Annotated in this window: 17 protein-coding genes; 10 read left to right on the top strand and 7 right to left on the bottom strand. The window is 44.7% G+C overall.

Annotation, left to right across the window (positions count from 1 at the left end; all coding sequences use genetic code 11):
• Positions 1-4: 4 nt before the first annotated feature.
• Entirely contained in the window at positions 5-184 is a 180-nt protein-coding gene (locus ICN36_RS03935) for a hypothetical protein (protein WP_216227090.1), read from the bottom strand.
• 33 nt (positions 185-217) lie between these two features.
• Positions 218-1,126: a DUF6662 family protein gene (locus ICN36_RS03930; protein WP_216227089.1), complete on the bottom strand. Its 909-nt coding sequence runs from the start codon at positions 1,124-1,126 to the stop codon at positions 218-220.
• A 157-nt stretch (positions 1,127-1,283) separates the two neighbouring features.
• Between ICN36_RS03930 and ICN36_RS03925 the strand changes: the two genes are divergently transcribed.
• A complete protein-coding gene (locus tag ICN36_RS03925) occupies positions 1,284-1,526 on the top strand; it encodes a DUF3820 family protein (RefSeq protein WP_215359302.1) in 243 nt (80 codons plus the stop codon).
• Here the strand turns inward: ICN36_RS03925 and ICN36_RS03920 are convergent.
• Complete coding sequence (locus ICN36_RS03920; RefSeq protein ID WP_216227088.1) at positions 1,518-2,543, bottom strand: DNA/RNA non-specific endonuclease; 1,026 nt, start codon at positions 2,541-2,543, stop codon at positions 1,518-1,520. The genes ICN36_RS03925 and ICN36_RS03920 overlap by 9 nt on opposite strands.
• Positions 2,544-3,050: 507 nt before the next feature.
• Between ICN36_RS03920 and ICN36_RS03915 the strand changes: the two genes are divergently transcribed.
• A complete protein-coding gene (locus ICN36_RS03915; RefSeq protein WP_216227087.1) occupies positions 3,051-4,043 on the top strand; it encodes a transglycosylase SLT domain-containing protein in 993 nt (330 codons plus the stop codon).
• Positions 4,044-4,132: 89 nt separating this feature from the next.
• On the opposite strand, the gene ICN36_RS03910 is transcribed toward ICN36_RS03915, so the two are convergent.
• The gene (locus ICN36_RS03910) at positions 4,133-4,480 is read right to left on the bottom strand and encodes an FKBP-type peptidyl-prolyl cis-trans isomerase (RefSeq protein ID WP_216227086.1); all 348 of its coding nucleotides are present in this window, start codon (positions 4,478-4,480) and stop codon (positions 4,133-4,135) included.
• Between the two features lie 87 nt (positions 4,481-4,567).
• On the opposite strand from ICN36_RS03910, the gene ICN36_RS03905 reads away from it, so the two are divergent.
• Complete coding sequence (locus ICN36_RS03905; RefSeq protein ID WP_216227085.1) at positions 4,568-5,584, top strand: DUF6352 family protein; 1,017 nt, start codon at positions 4,568-4,570, stop codon at positions 5,582-5,584.
• Here ICN36_RS03905 and ICN36_RS03900 read toward each other — a convergent pair.
• Positions 5,581-6,777, bottom strand: a complete 1,197-nt coding sequence (locus ICN36_RS03900; RefSeq protein WP_216227084.1) for an MFS transporter — start codon at positions 6,775-6,777, stop codon at positions 5,581-5,583. The two genes, ICN36_RS03905 and ICN36_RS03900, sit on opposite strands and share 4 nt — an antisense overlap.
• 235 nt (positions 6,778-7,012) lie before the next feature.
• On the opposite strand from ICN36_RS03900, the gene ICN36_RS03895 reads away from it, so the two are divergent.
• From ICN36_RS03895 to ICN36_RS03875, 5 genes are all read left to right on the top strand, one after another.
• A complete protein-coding gene (locus tag ICN36_RS03895) occupies positions 7,013-9,247 on the top strand; it encodes an NADP-dependent isocitrate dehydrogenase (RefSeq protein WP_216227083.1) in 2,235 nt (744 codons plus the stop codon).
• Positions 9,248-9,355: 108 nt separating this feature from the next.
• On the top strand, positions 9,356-9,763 hold the full coding sequence (locus tag ICN36_RS03890) for a BLUF domain-containing protein (RefSeq protein WP_216227082.1): 408 nt from the start codon (positions 9,356-9,358) through the stop codon (positions 9,761-9,763).
• Between the two features lie 57 nt (positions 9,764-9,820).
• Complete coding sequence (gene msrP, locus ICN36_RS03885) at positions 9,821-10,783, top strand: protein-methionine-sulfoxide reductase catalytic subunit MsrP (RefSeq protein ID WP_216227081.1); 963 nt, start codon at positions 9,821-9,823, stop codon at positions 10,781-10,783.
• A gap of 2 nt (positions 10,784-10,785) precedes the next feature.
• Positions 10,786-11,340: a lipocalin family protein gene (locus ICN36_RS03880; protein WP_216227080.1), complete on the top strand. Its 555-nt coding sequence runs from the start codon at positions 10,786-10,788 to the stop codon at positions 11,338-11,340.
• 7 nt (positions 11,341-11,347) lie between these two features.
• On the top strand, positions 11,348-12,271 hold the full coding sequence (locus ICN36_RS03875; RefSeq protein WP_216227079.1) for an MBL fold metallo-hydrolase: 924 nt from the start codon (positions 11,348-11,350) through the stop codon (positions 12,269-12,271).
• A 9-nt stretch (positions 12,272-12,280) separates the two neighbouring features.
• Here ICN36_RS03875 and ICN36_RS03870 read toward each other — a convergent pair whose 3' ends face one another.
• Positions 12,281-12,979 (bottom strand): hypothetical protein, encoded by a 699-nt coding sequence (locus tag ICN36_RS03870; RefSeq protein WP_255531224.1) that lies wholly within the window; start codon positions 12,977-12,979, stop codon positions 12,281-12,283.
• A 155-nt stretch (positions 12,980-13,134) separates the two neighbouring features.
• Between ICN36_RS03870 and ICN36_RS03865 the strand changes: the two genes are divergently transcribed.
• Positions 13,135-13,905, top strand: a complete 771-nt coding sequence (locus tag ICN36_RS03865) for an SDR family oxidoreductase (protein ID WP_216227078.1) — start codon at positions 13,135-13,137, stop codon at positions 13,903-13,905.
• Here ICN36_RS03865 and ICN36_RS03860 read toward each other — a convergent pair.
• Positions 13,902-14,444, bottom strand: coding sequence for a DUF2889 domain-containing protein (locus tag ICN36_RS03860; RefSeq protein WP_216227077.1), 543 nt, complete (start codon positions 14,442-14,444; stop codon positions 13,902-13,904). The two genes, ICN36_RS03865 and ICN36_RS03860, sit on opposite strands and share 4 nt — an antisense overlap.
• Positions 14,445-14,547: 103 nt before the next feature.
• On the opposite strand from ICN36_RS03860, the gene ICN36_RS03855 reads away from it, so the two are divergent.
• Complete coding sequence (locus tag ICN36_RS03855; RefSeq protein ID WP_216227076.1) at positions 14,548-15,273, top strand: pseudouridine synthase; 726 nt, start codon at positions 14,548-14,550, stop codon at positions 15,271-15,273.
• Positions 15,274-15,280: the final 7 nt, after the last annotated feature.

The raw sequence follows: 15,280 nt of genomic DNA, 5'->3' as shown, positions 1-15,280 counted from the left end.
CAATTTAGCTAGTAAGTAATTCATTGGCTTCATTACAAAGCGTTTGGATGTCAGGGTTAACGCCTTTGAGGTTAGAGAGTGTCTCGAACATCATTAATGCTCTCTCTTTGGCTGTTTGGCATTGGGTGGCTTGAAACTTCAACAGGTGAGTCAGAGCTGCAACTAATAGATTCTGAGTTTCCATAAGTTCTTTCGTATAGTTGTTAGAAATTAGTTATTAGTTGAGGGGGAATCCAACTTTGACAATGAATTCATTTACTGAATGACTATCCCAAACGCGTGCGTTAGAGCACTCTGCCTCGCCACCACCCATACAGGTCCCGCCTGCCAGTTGATAGCGCCATGCGCCTGTAACCCACCAGTCTTTGGCTGCGTAGTGCATATTGGGGCCTATAAAAGTAGCTCTTTGTACTTGATTGCGTAAGTTCAACTCTGAATAATCGTTATGAAAGCGCGCCTCAACGCCGGCAGACCATTTAGGGGCGAAACGATAGCTAGCTCCAACTAGAAAATCCAACATCGACTCAGGTACGTTTCCATTCTCAATAAATTTCAAGCGCTCATTTGCAACTACGACGTTACCTGCCAGAATCAAGCGGTCGTCGATAAAATTGGATTGCAACAATAATCTTGCTTCTAATTCATCTTTATTTCTGCCCCATGTTGGTTCGAGATACAGCCCTACACCTACTGGCGAAGTCACTGGATTGGTGATGCGATAGATTGCCTCTAGAGAGCCACCTTCAATCCCACTTTTCTTATAGGCTGTCGATGGATCATGTGAGGAAGGGACTCCATAACCGCCTGTACAAGTTGGTGAGTCTCCACATGCTTCTGGATTGGTGTAATTTTGATTGGCGCTTGTGTAGTAGGAGTTGATATAGCCGGCTACTTGCAGGTCATTAGTCAAACCATATTCCAGCTCGGTCCTGGCAGTTAACGCATCGTAAGTGCCTGCAGCTTGCTGTTGATTGAGTTGTAGTCGCTGCTCAAACTCCACCTTACCCTTGGGCTGCAAATCCAAGGTGTATATCCAGCCAAATGCACCCTCACCAGCGTGAACAAATGAGCAATGAAGTGTGGCTACTAATAAAAGGCTAAAGGCGAGAAGTCTATTAATGGTCAATTTCTTGGTCTCTTAAGGTTGATGGTTAAAAATCTAAATGAGAATGGTTCTCAATGTAACATTAAATGAGAATGATTCTCAAATAGACAAATGACCATTTCCTTAAAAATGGCGAAATCTTTAGGTCTATTCCTCTTTGCTTGTAAGATTTCCCCCCATGAACGCTGAGTCCTTGGAAAAATTGGTCTTAATGAAGATGCCCTTTGGAAAGCATGCGGGCCGAGCATTGGCTGATTTGCCTGGAAACTACCTAGCGTGGTTTGCTCGTGAAGGTTTCCCTAAAGGCGAGCTTGGTGAGCTGTTGGAATTAATGCATACCTTGGACCACAATGGTTTACGTGGACTGTTGGCCCCGATTCAGAGGGCTCATGGCCTGCAAGCGAAATCTAAATTACTTTGAGTGAATGATCAGCGTAACGCGCTTGCGTTCATAAGTCACCATTGGCGAATCAGGCGGACTGCTTTGGATGGAGCTTGCCCTTAGATTCGTTTGAGAGTCAATTTGAGTGGCTATCTGTTTTGCAAGGCTTTCATTTAGATCATACTGAATCTGAATGCTTGCTACCTTGCCTGACTTGATATTGTTGATGATTTCGTTTAGTTTGCTTGGGACGTATTCATCAAAAAAGACGGGATACCATCCACCAAGCAATGGCTTCTGAGCCTTTGTTTTTATTGGTTCTGTCGATATAAGGGGTGGTTTATTGGTATTACCATCCACCGGCAAATGAAAATCAATTCCTGTTTTTTGTACCAACTCTTGATAGGAGATTGGTGCACTCATTCTTGCTTCATTGGTGTTTTCAATCCAATAGCCCCACGCAGTATTTTTATGGGGGTCGTAAACCAGTTTATATAGATAAGTGGGAATGGTGACCTGTCCTCTGCCAATGCTCCCACCATTGCCAACTGATCCTGTAAATACATAAACATCGCCATCAGCTCTTTTGACATAAGCCCTAGTTGGTTCTTCTACGTTTTTAGCCCAGATGCCCTGATTGTTCTGCCTAGCTTGAGGCATCATGTTGGCCAAAGAAAATGATTGAGCCATGGAGCGTTCATTGTTCATATCCCCGGCCGGAGCGTTATGACCGCGGTCATAGCCACTGCCGCGGTAATCTGAGAGCAAAGCTCTTTCCGAAAAAGGTAACCTGGCACCCTCGTAGAACTGGTTAGTTCTACGAGGGTGCGGAGCAGAAAGCTCTTCTTTGTTGAGCTTCTCTACTGTATAGATTGGCTTCTTATCTCGCGGGGAGTAGTAGATTGCAAAACTATCAAAGCAAAGGTCTCGCCCTGCCTGCGGACTGGTTGGTATTTGCTGGGCTGGAAACAGGTCCTTGCAGTCTTCAAAAGCTGCCAGCGCATTGAGAGAGGCGGAAATTGCTAGAAAAGCAAGAAGGCTACGAAGGAATTTCATGGGTTCTCAGTGTATGACCTCTGCCTCAGGTATTGCCATCTTTTGATCGTGAGCTAGCTACAGAGCTAATAAGAATCAGAGGCATCTCGACGTTTTTCTAGAGCTAAGAATCTATTTTTTAACCCAAAGTCTTCGGTAAATAGGGGCTCGCAATAAGCATGGGCTTGCTACTACCCCTAGAAAATAAGACGAGTTAAAGCACTAGATGTACGGTTTTTAGGGCTGATTTTTTGGCCTAAATCGTAAAAAAGTCCCTTTTTGATCAATTTTTTATAGAGTGAAATTAGTAACCCCTAACTTCCATAAGTGATTGATTTAAATGATTTATATATGATTTTTAGGAGGCACCTAAGGGATCTCCCGGATTTCTAGATCAATAAGTTATGGCTTTCACATTCTTTATTCTTGACTTGATATAAGAAACTTCTTAGGATGACCCATGTTTTTAAGATATTGCAATGCAGCATAAAACGGTAGTCTCGTTTTTTGAGGTCTTGCAAACAATGAATGAGTAAATGTTTAACTAACAATTTGAGCGACATGCAGAATGCGCAGCCAACAATGTTGACTGCCAAAGAACTGCTAGCACACGCCATGGCTCCAGTCTATCGAGTCATTAATGGCGTGATCGTTGTTACCGTATTTATGGTCGTAGGTCTTTGGCTCTCAGGTAACGGCACTAATGCCGGTCCTTTTGACTTGGCCCGCATCCTAGTCCCTGATGAAGCTCGTCACATGGTTTGGAGCAATGGCTTTGGCATGCTTAACCAATATAAAGATTCAAGTGAGGCTTCAGTGAACCAAGTTGCCGATACTGAGATCGCTGCGGTTATCTACAGCAAATCTAAAGCGCCATCCACTACTGGTTTAGCGATTGCTAAACAGCAAACAGTTGCTCTGTTGATGCCTTCTGTAGCCCAAATGCAGGTGAAGTCAATCTCACACTTGTCAGATCGCATCCCGGCTTCGAAGATGGATCCTCAGGCTTTGGATAGTAATTTGATGGGCTCTATTCAAAATCAACGTGCGGTTGCAGACTTTTTCGAAAAGAAATACAGCTTAGATCGCGCTAAGATTGAAGAGTATGTATCGAACACCATTTTGATTGCAAAAGAAGTCAACATTGATCCAGTACTTTTATTGGCTGTGATCTCAGTTGAATCTAATTTCAATCCAAACACCAAGAGTCATGCCGGTGCTGAGGGGCTCATGCAAGTAATGACTTCAGTGCATAAAGATAAATATGCCATCTTTGGGGGAACTTCCGAGGCTGCTAAACCGGAAGTCAATATTCGTGTTGGTGCTTATATCCTCAAATACCTTATTGCTACTGCAGGCTCATTGCGTAATGGCTTGAAGTATTACGTTGGCGCTGCCAATGCTGATGATGATGGCGGTTATGCCGACAAGGTTATGGCCGAAAGAAATCGTCTTATCGGCTTATGTCAAAACCGCTCATCTAATCGCTTAACATTAAATGGCAAGGATCTGCGCTCTTAAGTAGCTAAAGTTTTGCTTATTCGCGGAATAGAAATAGCCACCCTAGGGTGGCTTTTGTTTTACTGCTATACCTCAATGTGCCTGAATGCTTAGTTAACGCCGTGTAACTCCACATCGAATACCAGAGTGGCATTTGGAGGAATCACACCACCTGCGCCGCGTGGACCATATCCCATTTCAGAAGGAATGATGAGGGTGCGCTTGCCGCCGATTTTCATGCCAGCTACGCCTTCGTCCCAGCCCTTAATCACATGCCCAGCACCCAAAGGGAAGCTAAACAATTGACCGCGATCTAGTGAGCTATCAAACTTCTGGCCTTTATGATCGGGCGCTTTCTCATCAAAGAGCCAGCCGGTGTAATGCACGTCTACATGGTTGCCTGCCACAGCTTCTTTACCTTCGCCTACAACAGTGTCTATTTTTTTGAGTTCACTCATGATGTTTTCCTATTTCACACAAATTGAGCGGCTAGTATATTCTGAGCTCTATAAATTCTTACGGTAAGCTTGATTTAGCTAAAACGCATGACAAATTATTGGCCCAATTCTGCATATAGCACTCTAGAAATCAGTCCTGATCATCAGTTGTTGGTTACGGATGACTTTTTGCGAACTTATATGGAAAGACCTGAGCTTGCATTAGTTCCTGAATCTTGCTCTATTGAGCGGTCATTACATCAACGACTGACCGAAAACCCCCGAGCTGAAGTGCTTGAAAGTGACATTGTTGGAATGACTGATGAGGATATTCAGGAGAACTATCGGGTTTGGTTGCGTTATCGGTCGCGTTTATTAGCTTCAAGCTCATTAGAAAGCTTTTATATGAGCTTGTTTAAGGGTGAAGGTGTCGATGTCCCGCCTTTATTTATTACTCAGCTTGCTCAGATTTTCATAAGACATATTCTGGGGGATCAAGCCCATCCATTAGAGGTGCGCATGGGCGAACTTTTTTTTAGAACTCAGAAAATCAGCGTTATCGAAGACGGTATTGTGATGGGTGCAGATGAAGAGGCTATTGCACGCAATGCGCAGGCCAGTGATACGGGCAACATCATGGATTTGCTCAAAGGTAAATCCATGACCATACGCTCAGCTGATCTAGATGTCCTCCATGAAGACAATGCGGAAACTTACTGGACTCGAAATGAAGATTTTGATCTAGCGGTTCAGTTGAACTTCGGACATGAACCTATTAATTATTTTTGCCGTGCTTTAGAGAAGTGGATAATGCATTTTCTAGGTGTTAGCGTACGCATTACACCAATGCAGCAAATTACCGATCCTAAGTGGTCATGGCATGTTGGCTTGGATGCAGCAGCTACTGAAATACTAAATAAGCTATATAACAAAGAACTAGTTGAAGCTGACGAGTTACAAAAAGTGATTTGTTTATTCCGTCTGGACTTTATTGATGAGGCTGCTGTAGCCAAGACTCAGGCTGGCAAACCGGTGTATATGGCCATTGCTATGAATGACCAACAGCAACTGAAGTTAAAGCCTCAAAATCTATTATTTAACTTGCCACTAGCAAAAACTTCTTAAGATTTAACATGCAACAATTTGCGCTGTTGGGCGAGCCAGTAAATGGCTAGTCCGCTAACGACCACGGGAATGAGTGATCCCCAATTAAGGATGCTCCAGCCTTGAGATGTGATGAGGGCTCCTGAGCCAAAAGAAGTGAAAGCCATCGTGCCAAAGACACAGAAGTTGATGGCAGCCTGTGCCTTGTCGCGTTCATTGGGTTGATAGGCAGTCATTGCCAAAGAAGTGGCGCCTGTAAATAAAAAGTTCCAGCCCACACCAAGCAAAAATAAAGCGATGAAGAATTGATGAAGATCGGTGCCGGTCAGGGCAATAGCAATGCAAATAAAGTTCAGCACAACTCCGATCCCCATAATCTTTAATACTCCAAATCTTTGGATGAGCGAGCCTGTAAAAAATCCAGGAGCAAACATGCCAATCACATGCCACTCCAAAACTAGCGCAGTGTCAGAAAATGGTAGTCCACAAATTTGCATTGCTAAGGGTGTTGCAGCCATCAGTAGATTCATAACGCCATAGCCCAATGCCGCGCCGATGATGGCAACCATGAAAGCGGGTTGCTGAAGAATAATCTTTAGGGGGCGTTCATCAGTCAGCGCATGCTGGGTCTTAAATTCTTGAGGAAAGTGAATGAACTGCATCACGAAGATGCCGATGAACCCGGCGATGGATAGCGTTAGGTAGGCCCCAAGAAAAGCAGTGTCAAACAGGTCTCGAGTCCAAGATGCCAGATTAGGCCCAATAACCGCGCCAAGAATGCCTCCAGCTAACACCCAAGAGACTGCTTTATCGCGTTGACTGACATCTGTCAGCTCTGCAGCGGCAAAGCGGTAGAGTTGGCCATTAGCGCTGTAATAGCCGGCAATAAAAGTGCCTAAGACCAAAAGCCAGAAGTTCTTGCTCAAGGCAGCATAAGCGCATAACAAAGCAGACAACATTGCCACCAGCAAGCCAAATTGGAAGGAAATCTTGCGCCCAAAGTAGTTTTGGGATTTGGCCACAATCGAAGTAGAAAACGCTCCGCCCACTACATAACCCATAACGGGCAGGGTGGCCATCCAGCTGACTGGCGCTAGACTCAGACCCACCAAGCCATTAATAGCAATAAAAGTGACGTTATTGGTTAGGAACAGCCCCTGACAAATGATCAGCAACACCAGGTTTTTATTGAGTAAAGGATGTTTGCTGGTCATAGCGTGCAGTTTACGGCGAATTGTGTGCTCAAGTTACCTTGGTGGATTCCCTTAAATTGCCCCATATCGGGGGTTTTCAGGTGCAAAACCGCCATTTATGCCAAGTCCGATGATTTAAAATAGAAGACTCGCCTCATTGGCAAAGGTGCGCTAAAAGCGACTTGCTCGATGTGGATTTGAGGGCGACAGGGTAAAAACCTGACTCTGTAATTTTTTCAATATTGAGGAAACATTCATGGCTTCAGAGAAATCAAAGATTATTTATACGCTGACAGATGAGGCGCCGCTTTTGGCCACCTGTGCATTTCTGCCAATTGTTCGTACTTTTACGGCACCTGCTGGCGTAGAGATTGTGACAAGCGACATTTCTGTTGCTGCTCGTATCTTGGCTGAGTTTTCTGATTGCCTTACCCCTGAACAACAGGTACCCGACAACTTAGGCGCGCTGGGTAAGATGACTTTATTACCTGACACCAACATCATTAAGTTGCCAAACATTAGCGCCTCTGTTCCTCAGTTGTTAGCGGCCATTAAAGAGTTGCAAACTAAGGGCTACAAGATCCCCGATTTCCCTGAAGATCCAAAAACCGACGAAGAGAAATCTATCCGTACCCGTTACTCCAAATGTTTGGGTAGCTCGGTTAATCCAGTATTGCGCGAAGGTAACTCTGACCGCCGCGCGCCTCCTGCAGTAAAACGTTACGCTCGTAAAAATCCACACTCCATGGGTGAGTGGAGCCAGGCTTCCCGTACGCACGTATCTCACATGCACGGCGGCGACTTCTACTCAAGTGAGAAGTCAATGACGATGACTAAGGCATGTGATGTAAAGATGGACTTGGTTACCAAGAGTGGCAAGACCATTGTGCTTAAACCAAAAGTCTCTTTATTGGCCGGCGAAATTATCGACAGCATGAACATGAGCAAGAAAGCGCTCTGCGAGTTTTACGAAAAAGAAATCGAAGATGCTTATAAGACTGGCATGATGTTGTCATTGCACGTTAAGGCAACGATGATGAAAGTGTCTCATCCAATCGTATTCGGTCATGCGGTAAAGATTTTCTACAAAGACGCTTTTGAAAAACATGCCAAGTTGTTTGAAGAGTTAGGCGTCAATGCTAACAACGGTATGAGCAGTCTGTATGAAAAGATCAAAACTTTGCCAGAATCTAAACGCGAAGAAATCATTCAAGATTTGCATGCATGTCACGAGCATCGTCCAGCGTTGGCGATGGTGGACTCTGCAAAAGGTATTACCAACCTCCACTCTCCAAGTGATGTGATTGTGGATGCTTCAATGCCTGCGATGATTCGTGTTGGCGGCAAGATGTGGGGTGCCGATGGTCGCTTGCATGACACCAAGGCCGTGATCCCAGAAAGTACTTTTGCCCGTATCTATCAAGAAATGATTAATTTCTGTAAGACGCACGGTAACTTTGATCCAACGACGATGGGTACAGTACCTAACGTAGGTTTGATGGCCCAACAGGCTGAAGAGTATGGTTCACACGATAAGACTTTTGAGATTCCTGAAGCCGGTGTAGCGCGTATTGTTGCTGATGACGGCACAGTATTGCTTGAGCAAAATGTTGAAGAGGGTGATATCTGGCGTATGTGCCAGTGTAAAGATGCGCCAATTCGCGACTGGGTCAAGTTGGCTGTAAATCGTGCTCGCCTTTCAAATACTCCTGCCGTGTTCTGGCTCGATGAGTATCGTCCACACGAAGCCGAGTTGATCAAAAAGGTCAATACCTACCTCAAGGACTATGACCTCAATGGTGTAGATATTCAGATCATGTCTCAGACGCGTGCAATGCGTTACACCTTAGAGCGTGTGATTCGTGGCAAGGATACTATTTCTGTGACTGGTAATATTTTGCGTGACTACCTTACTGACTTGTTCCCAATTATGGAATTGGGTACTAGTGCGAAGATGCTTTCTATCGTGCCTTTGATGGCTGGTGGCGGCTTGTTTGAAACTGGTGCAGGCGGCTCTGCTCCTAAGCACGTTCAACAGTTAGTAGAAGAGAATCACTTGCGTTGGGATTCACTGGGTGAGTTCTTGGCTTTGGCAGTTTCTCTCGAGGATATCGGTGATAAGACGGGTAATAACAAGGTAAAAATCTTGGCACGTACTTTGGATGAAGCTACTGGTAAGTTATTAGACAACAACAAGTCACCTTCACCACGGACTGGTGAGTTGGATAACCGTGGTAGCCAGTTCTACCTGGCAATGTACTGGGCAGAAGCATTGGCTGCTCAATCTGAGGATAAAGAATTACAAGCTTACTTTGCGCCTTTGGCAAAATCGTTGATCGAGAATGAGAAAAAGATTGCTGACGAGCTCAAGGCAGTACAGGGTAAGCCAGCAGATATCGGTGGTTACTTTGTTGCTGATTCAGAGAAGTGCAAAGCAGTAATGCGTCCTAGCGCCACCTTCAATGCCGCTTTGAAAGCAGCAAGAGCGTAATAGGTATAAGCGATAAGTACCTAATTTTATCAATTAGGTTTAGCATCAAAAGGCAAACTTTCGAGTTTGCCTTTTTTATTCATAACCCCCGTTTACATTGTTTGAGTGATGCCAAAACCAAAAGACCTGGTTGAATTGAGTTATCTGAGCGAAGCAGTCTCCGACATGTCTTTTTTGGGTCTGATGCGATTGTTAAAATCTGCGCGTGCCTTCAATCAAAAAAATGGGGTTACTGGCATTCTCTTGTATGACAACCAGCAGTTTGGTCAAATTATGGAGGGTGAGCGTTCTAGTGTGATGCGGGCTTGGAAGCGAATTCAGGAAGATAAGCGTCATCACCGTGTCGAACTCTTGGAAATTCGTGAAATTACTGAGCGCAACTTTCCAGACTGGTTATTGCGCTTTTATGGTGGTGAAACGCTTACTCGAGACTATCCCCATATAGTTGAAATGGTGGGTGGAATGGATAAGCATAGCCTTGCCTTGATGAATAAAATGCGCAATAGCCAGTCTTAAGCAAGAAATTCCCATCGGTAGCAAAATAGGTTTATTACTTTTATCAGGGGGTGCGGCATGCGTTTTATAGACAAAACAATCCTTGCAAGCGATATCACTCCAAAAGAGATTTTTGAAAACCGCCGCGCCATCATCAAAACGGCAGCTGCCGGGGGTTTCGGAATGGCTTTGGCTCCTTGGTTTTCAAGAGGGGCGCTTGCTTCTACTCCCGAAAAATTAGCTGCTGCGCTAAATCCTGCCTTTGCGGATAAAGATGGGCTAACCCCTTATAAATTCGTTACTAGCTACAACAACTTTTACGAATTCGGTACAGACAAGGGGGATCCTGCTGCTTATGCGGAGACTTTGCAAACTCGTCCTTGGACAATATCCATTGAGGGCTTGGTAAAAAAACCAATGACGCTAGATATAGATGCTCTCCTGAAGTTGGCTCCCATGGAAGAGCGCATATATCGGATGCGATGTGTTGAAGGTTGGTCTATGGTCATTCCTTGGGATGGTTATTCACTTTCCAAGTTGATTGCCAAAGTTGAGCCACTGGGATCAGCAAAGTATGTGGAATTTATTTCTCTGGCGGATCGTAAGCAAATGCCAGGGGTCAAAAGCAACATCATCGATTGGCCCTATCGCGAAGGTCTGCGTATGGATGAGGCAATGAATCCATTGACCTTACTCACCTTTGGTTTGTATGGTGAAGTCTTACCTAAGCAAAATGGTGCTCCAGTACGCATTGTGGTGCCTTGGAAGTATGGCTTTAAGAGCGCCAAGTCCATTGTCAAAATTCGCTTCACAGAAGAAATGCCTAAGACTAGCTGGAATCAATTTGATGCACGTGAATACGGGTTCTATTCCAATGTGAACCCTCAGGTAGATCACCCGCGCTGGAGTCAAGCAGTTGAACGTCGCATTGGCGACCCCAAAGGAATGTTTGCGCCTAAGATCAAAACCCAAATGTTTAATGGCTATGGTGAACAAGTAGCCAGCATGTATTCAGGCATGGATCTGAAGAAGTACTATTAGTAATGAAGAAAATTTACTCGGTATTTTTTTGCGTCTGCATTTTAGTTTTTAACTTTTCCGCTTACGGGCAGGCAAACGATGTACCGGTAAAGACGATTCCATCGCTAGATGTACAGCGTTATCTAGGGACTTGGTATGAGATTGCCAAATACCCGAACTGGTTTCAGAAGAAATGCGTCAGTAATACCAAGGCGGTCTATTCGGCTAAGGCTGATGGAACTTTGAAAGTCTTAAATAGCTGCAAAACAGCTGATGGAGAAGTTTCAGAAGCAGAGGGAACAGCTCGTCAGATCGGATCTAAGGATTCTCCAAAACTAGAGGTTCGCTTTGCACCTGCTTGGCTAGCCTTTATTCCAATGGTATGGGGCGATTATTGGGTGATTGATTTGGATCCTCAGTATCAAGTAGCAGTTGTAAGTGATCCACGTCGTGAATACCTTTGGATTCTGTCTAGAACTCCGCAATTAGATAAAAAAGTTTACGAAGATACGCTGCAGCGTTTACACGCGCAGCAGTTTGATACGCGCAAGCTAGAGATCACTTCTCAAGCAAAGTAAATAAGGTATGACAACGCATTTATTACCACCTGGCATCGAAGTATTTGAAAGAGGTTGGCTCTCAGCCAATAATATCTTTCACTTTGGCACTGAGGATGTCTCCTTGGTGGACTCTGGATATTGTGCCCACCAAAACCTCACTGTAGATTTGGTTCGCAACGCTCTGCACAAGCATGGGTTACCAAATTTAAATAAGTTGGTAAACACACATCTTCATTCAGATCACTGTGGAGGCAATGCTGCCTTAGCTAAAGAATTTAATTGCCAGGTATATATCCCTGCTGCCGAAGAGATTGCTGTCAAAAACTGGGACAGCGCCTTATTAAGCTATGACAACCTGGGTCAAGAGTGTCCACAGTTTGTCCATCAGAAGGTGTTAATCCCAGGCGAGGATATCTTGCTGGGGCGATATATTTGGAAAATATTAGCGGCTCCAGGACATGATCCCCATTCGATCATGTTGTATCAGGCCGATCATCGTATTTTGATTTCTGCAGATGCATTGTGGGAAGAAGGCTTCGGGGTCATTTTTCCTGAGCTATGGGGTGAGGCTGGTTTTGAAGAGGTAGCGCAAACTCTAGATTTAATTGAGACATTCCCCGTGAATCTTGTAATACCGGGGCATGGCGCACCGTTTACTGATGTTGCAAAATCACTGGCTACTGCACGATCAAGATTGGATTATTTGGCATCTGATCCAGACCGTAATGCGCGTCATGGCGCTAAAGTATTGTTGAAATACCGCTTATTAGAATGGCGTAGTCGTGATGTTTCTCAGGTAAACGATTGGATTGCCAATACACCCGCACTCATCAGTGCAGCAAAATTACTTAATATGGATATCAATGAGTTTATTCAGTGGCTACCTAAAGCACTCGTGAAATCAGGCGCTGCAAAACTAGAGGATGAGACCTTGATTGATCTTGCCTGATAACTTGCTTTAAAAGCTTAGCGAAACTTTTCCGTAGACAGTCCAGTTGTAGAGTTGATACGTTTGAATAACTTGCTTAGCTCCACCTATGGCTAGTAAAAGATTGTTATTGATACGATGGGTCACCATGGCATCAATTGGTACAAACCAGCCACCACCCGCAGAGTTATAAACAGCGCCATTCTCATCCCAAAAACGAAGCTGGGTACTAGAGCCTAGATTTAGGCCTACTGTTGGATAAAGCTCGAGATGATTATCAAGCGGAGGTAGGCTGGAGCTAGTAGGCGCCTTGCGATTAAAACCCATCATGTATCTGGCTAGAGGTGAAATATCTGAAAGAATATTTTGTCCGCTATCTGCTGGCCTAAAGGATGTGCTTACTTGAGGCCCTGCTAGCCACTGACCTGTATTACCCAGCGGCACAAAAACTCTCGCTCCAACATTTGCAAACCAGTCTGCTTGACCACCCCAAATCGTGAGCATTGCATTATTAGGCGAGAAGGTGCCAGTCGATTGTGCCGGTAGCTGCGGTCCGTAGGTGGCGGTATAGGCAGTGTCTAGTCTCATGGTGCCATGCCAGCTGCCAAGATTTAAAGGGTTGTAATAGCGTAATTTAAGCGTATCAGCATCATTTCCGGCGCCCTGGGAAACGTGGTAGCCCCAGAACTCAAGTATGTGATCTTGCGATCTTTCTTGAGATGCGTTCACAAGCCCTAAAATAAGGGCAGGGGAATATTGCTCGACGGCCCACACTAAAGTGGCGTGTATGCATAAGCAAGCAAATGTCAGTACGCGCAGGAATCCCATATAGGCATTAATATTAAATTACAAACCATCATTTACTAAAGATTTGAAGAGGAAGTATGAAACATACCGTATTAGTTACTGGCGCTACTGCTGGATTTGGTGAGGCGACTGCCCGCCGTTTTTTGGCCAATGGCCATCAGGTTGTTGCTGTTGGTAGAAGGGCGGAGCGTTTGGAGTCTTTAAAAAACTCCTTACCAGCTGAGCAACAGAAAAAACTACTCACGATGGTGGTGGATGTTTGCGACAGTGCTCAAGTCGATGCCCTGGCGAGCGCCCTGCCGGCAGACTTTTCTAAGGTGACTGTATTGGTGAACAATGCTGGCCTAGCTTTAGGGTTAGAACCGGCTCATAAAGCCTTTCTGAGTGATTGGGATCAGATGATTGATACCAACATTAAAGGGCTTGTTCATATGAGTCGTGCATTTTTACCAGGCATGGTGGAGCGCAAGTGTGGTCATGTCATTAATTTAGGTTCTGTGGCTGCAAACTACCCTTACCCAGGTGGTAACGTTTATGGCGGTACCAAAGCATTTGTTAAACAATTTAGTTTGAACTTGCGTGCCGATCTCATTGGCACTCCAGTACGCGTGACATGCATTGAGCCTGGTATGTGTGCTGGTACTGAGTTCTCGAATGTTCGCTTTAAAGGCGATGATGAGAAGGCGGAGAAGGTCTATACCGGCGTTCAGGCTTTAAGTGCTGATGACGTAGCTGAGACTATCTATTGGTCGGCTACCTTACCAAGTCATATTAATATCAATGTCTTAGAGGTAATGCCAGTACAGCAAGCCTTTAATGCATTTAATGTGCACCGTGGCGAGTTTTAAGTTTTAGATTTATTCCACTGATAGAACTTGGGATACACACGCATAACTACGGGACCATCAAAGTCCCAGGATTTGCAGGTGCCCAAGTACAGTGGCGGTTTATCACTATCTGGATCAAAGAAGGCGCCTGGAACAGATTGATAAGCAGCCGTAGCAAGGCTGATTAGAAGCTCGCGCAAATGAGTGCAGCCCTTGATGCCGCCAAGGTGGGTATCTATTGTTTTGCGCCAGCCTTTGCCTATCTGTGACCCAATTAAAGCATCCATTGGTGGAATAGCGGTTGTGCATTCTGCATGAGGTTGGCCATCCATCACAGCTTCAATATCTTTGATGAAAAACTCTTTATCAAGTGTGACTCGCACCCACATGTCATGAAAAGCTTCACCCGGCTGCCAAGTTTTTGCACTCGTTTGAAAAGGGTTCGTTTTGAAGTCTTTAAGGTGCCCCTCGATATCCCAAAGACCATCCTCTCTTGCATACCCGTGAAAAGTAATTTCTCTAGTATGTAAAAGGGATCGGGGTTTTGGTGTGGAGAGCATCGTAATAGCGTCTGTAAATAGCGGGAATACCCAATCATAATGAATTGTAGGAAATAAACGTTCAACTCAGCGCAAACCTCCTCTGTAGTATCCTTTTAAGCATATGGCAAAACCGATCTCCTTAGAAAAAATACTCTTTAGCCAAGGCTTTGGTACGCGTCGCTACTGTAGTGATTTAGTCTATGCCGAGCTCGTGAAGGTCAACGGCGTGTTAGCCGAAGATCCTGAAGAAAGAATTGCCACTGAAAGTCTGATACTCAATATAGAGGGTAAAGACTGGGAGTATCACGAGAAGGCTTACCTTGCTTTTAATAAGCCAGCCAATTACGAGTGCTCACATAAAACGACACACCATCCTAGTGTTTATAGTTTGTTGCCCAGCCCTTTTGTGGAAAGAGGTTTGCAATGCGTAGGTCGTCTTGACTATGACACCACTGGCTTACTTTTGATTTCGGATGATGGTCAATTTATTCATAAGATGACAACTCCCAAGAAAAATATTGGAAAAGTTTATGAGATCACTACGCCCGAGCCAATTACACAAAAACAAATCGATCACTTAATGAATGGTGTCGTGCTTGATGATGATCCTAAGCCTTGCTTTGCTTCGGCATGCAAGCAAATTTCTGATCATGTGCTAGCTATGACAATAGTCGAAGGTCGATATCATCAGGTGAAGCGAATGATGGCTGCTGTTGGCAATCATGTTGCCAAATTGCATCGCACTGAGATTGGGGCTTATCAAATGCCCAGTGATTTGGCTGAAGGTGAATGGCGTTGGCTCTATCCAGAAGATTTAAAACAACTCTCACAAAGCGTTCTTAATTAAAGGTAAT

Source organism: Polynucleobacter sp. UK-Gri1-W3 (genome assembly GCF_018881595.1).
Lineage (GTDB): Bacteria > Pseudomonadota > Gammaproteobacteria > Burkholderiales > Burkholderiaceae > Polynucleobacter.
This window is presented reverse-complemented; position numbering and strand designations above follow the sequence as displayed.

Coding starts and splice junctions, on each gene's coding strand:
- ICN36_RS03935 (WP_216227090.1), bottom strand. CDS start 184: ATGGAAACTCAGAATCTATTAGTTGCAGCTCTGACTCACCTGTTGAAG.
- ICN36_RS03925 (WP_215359302.1), top strand. CDS start 1,284: ATGAACGCTGAGTCCTTGGAAAAATTGGTCTTAATGAAGATGCCCTTT.
- ICN36_RS03920 (WP_216227088.1), bottom strand. CDS start 2,543: ATGAAATTCCTTCGTAGCCTTCTTGCTTTTCTAGCAATTTCCGCCTCT.
- ICN36_RS03915 (WP_216227087.1), top strand. CDS start 3,051: ATGAGTAAATGTTTAACTAACAATTTGAGCGACATGCAGAATGCGCAG.
- ICN36_RS03910 (WP_216227086.1), bottom strand. CDS start 4,480: ATGAGTGAACTCAAAAAAATAGACACTGTTGTAGGCGAAGGTAAAGAA.
- ICN36_RS03905 (WP_216227085.1), top strand. CDS start 4,568: ATGACAAATTATTGGCCCAATTCTGCATATAGCACTCTAGAAATCAGT.
- ICN36_RS03900 (WP_216227084.1), bottom strand. CDS start 6,777: ATGACCAGCAAACATCCTTTACTCAATAAAAACCTGGTGTTGCTGATC.
- ICN36_RS03895 (WP_216227083.1), top strand. CDS start 7,013: ATGGCTTCAGAGAAATCAAAGATTATTTATACGCTGACAGATGAGGCG.
- ICN36_RS03890 (WP_216227082.1), top strand. CDS start 9,356: ATGCCAAAACCAAAAGACCTGGTTGAATTGAGTTATCTGAGCGAAGCA.
- msrP (WP_216227081.1), top strand. CDS start 9,821: ATGCGTTTTATAGACAAAACAATCCTTGCAAGCGATATCACTCCAAAA.
- ICN36_RS03880 (WP_216227080.1), top strand. CDS start 10,786: ATGAAGAAAATTTACTCGGTATTTTTTTGCGTCTGCATTTTAGTTTTT.
- ICN36_RS03875 (WP_216227079.1), top strand. CDS start 11,348: ATGACAACGCATTTATTACCACCTGGCATCGAAGTATTTGAAAGAGGT.
- ICN36_RS03865 (WP_216227078.1), top strand. CDS start 13,135: ATGAAACATACCGTATTAGTTACTGGCGCTACTGCTGGATTTGGTGAG.
- ICN36_RS03860 (WP_216227077.1), bottom strand. CDS start 14,444: ATGCTCTCCACACCAAAACCCCGATCCCTTTTACATACTAGAGAAATT.
- ICN36_RS03855 (WP_216227076.1), top strand. CDS start 14,548: ATGGCAAAACCGATCTCCTTAGAAAAAATACTCTTTAGCCAAGGCTTT.